Source organism: Microcystis sp. M53603_WE2, assembly GCF_030065435.1.
Map to the genome: position 1 here is coordinate 1 of NZ_JASJFF010001043.1, position 1,452 is coordinate 1,452.

At 44.8% G+C, this 1,452-nt stretch carries 1 protein-coding gene; it reads left to right on the forward strand.

Annotation, left to right across the window (positions count from 1 at the left end; all coding sequences use genetic code 11):
* Positions 1-1,251, forward strand: a 1,251-nt coding sequence (locus PX481_RS21980) for a proton-conducting transporter transmembrane domain-containing protein (RefSeq protein WP_288095972.1), incomplete at its 5' end; no start/stop codon positions are given.
* Positions 1,252-1,452 lie beyond the last annotated feature (201 nt).

The following is a 1,452-nucleotide window of genomic DNA, read 5'->3' on the forward strand; positions in this document are numbered from 1 at the left end:
ACTATGGTGGCCGCTGGAGTTTTCCTGATTGCTCGGATGTATCCCGTTTTTGAGCCAATTCCCACGGCGATGACGGTAATTGCTTGGACGGCGGCCTTTACTGCCTTCCTAGGGGCAAGTATCGCCCTCACCCAGAATGATATCAAAAAGGGTTTAGCCTATTCCACCATCTCCCAATTGGGTTATATGGTTATGGCTATGGGTATTGGTGCTTATAGTGCGGGGTTATTCCACCTGATGACCCACGCTTATTTTAAAGCGATGTTGTTCCTCGGTTCTGGTTCGGTCATCCACGGTATGGAGGATGTGGTCGGTCATGAGCCAGTTTTAGCGCAAGATATGCGGATGATGGGCGGTTTACGCAAGTATATGCCCATTACTGCCCTAACTTTCTTGGTGGGAACTCTGGCCATCTGTGGGATTCCTCCTTTCGCTGGTTTCTGGTCGAAGGATGAAATTCTCGGTTTAGCTTTTGAGGCGAACCCAGCTTTATGGTTAATCGGTTGGGGGACTGCGGGTTTAACAGCTTTTTATATGTTCCGGATGTACTTTAACACTTTTGAAGGGGAGTTTAGAGGCACTAATAAGGAGATTAAACGCCGACTGTTAGCCAACGCGGGCGCGATTCCGGCTTTTGGACCGGGGGCAATGAATGTTAAGCAATTAGACTCGGAAGCACAGGAAGAAGACAACCACGGCCATCATGCCCATGAACCCCACGAATCGCCAATTACTATGACTTTACCTCTCATGATTTTGGCGGTTCCCTCTTTGTTAATCGGTTTGGTGGGTAAACCTTGGCAGAATTTCTTCGAGGGTTTTATTCATGTTCCTAACGAAGTAGTGGAAGAAGTTCATGCTTTTGATTGGACAGAGTTTCTGATTATGGCGGGTAATTCGGTGGGGATTGCTTTAATCGGGATTACTGTCGCTTCTTTGATGTATCTCCAGAAGAAAATTGACCCCGCAACTATTGTCGAAAAATTCCCCGTTTTGTATCGTTTTTCCCTGAACAAATGGTACATTGATAATCTCTATGATCGAGTTTTTGTCCAGGGTTGTCGTCGTCTCGCACGGCAAATTATGGAGGTGGATTATCGCGTTATCGATGGGGCGGTGAATTTAACTGGTTTAGCTACTCTTGTCAGTGGTGAAGGTCTTAAATACCTCGAAAATGGTCGCGCCCAATTCTACGCTTTAATTGTCTTTGCCGCAGTTTTGGGTTTAGTAATTGTCTATAGTCTGGTGTAGATTTTTAATCCGTTGACTAAAGATTTTTAGGGGGCGCAAAGCCCCTTTTTTCGGCTTTAAGTACCCCTTTTTAAGGGGAATTTAGGGGTAGCAAACTCTTATAGTCATATTTGGGTAAAGCGATCGCTTTTGATATACTCTTTAAAAATAGATGATAATTGAAATCGGTTTTGCTCCCTTTGAATTAAATAACGTTGTTGC